The organism is Shewanella sp. ZOR0012 (assembly GCF_000798835.1).
Classification (GTDB): Bacteria; Pseudomonadota; Gammaproteobacteria; order Enterobacterales; family Shewanellaceae; genus Shewanella; species Shewanella xiamenensis.
The window spans coordinates 1-381 of the sequence record NZ_JTLE01000042.1; the positions used below are offsets into that span (position 1 = coordinate 1).

The 381-nt window shown below is 50.9% G+C and carries 1 protein-coding gene; it reads left to right on the forward strand.

The window, feature by feature from the left end; all coding sequences use genetic code 11:
• Window positions 1–381: Ig-like domain-containing protein (locus L976_RS01385; protein WP_047533445.1), on the forward strand; the 381-nt coding region annotated here is incomplete at both ends.

The window sequence follows — 381 nt, forward strand, 5'->3', positions numbered from 1 at the left end:
TGTCAGCTTCACCGTAAACGGCAATACCGTGACTGCGGGCACCACTGTTGCCTTAGAAGGCGGCAGTTTAATCATCAATGCCGACGGCTCTTACACCTTCACGCCCAACGCCAACTGGAATGGCACAGTACCGGTGATTACTTACACCACCAACACTGGTGCAACCGCCACCTTAACCATTAATGTCACCCCAGTGGATGATCCATCAGTCTTGGTTAACGATACCAATACCGTTGCTGAAGACGCTGTGGCATCTGGCAACGTCCTTAGCAATGACAGTGATATCGACAGTACCTTGTCTGTTGTCAGCTTCACCGTAAACGGCAATACCGTGACTGCGGGCACCACTGTTGCCTTAGAAGGCGGCAGTTTAATCATCAA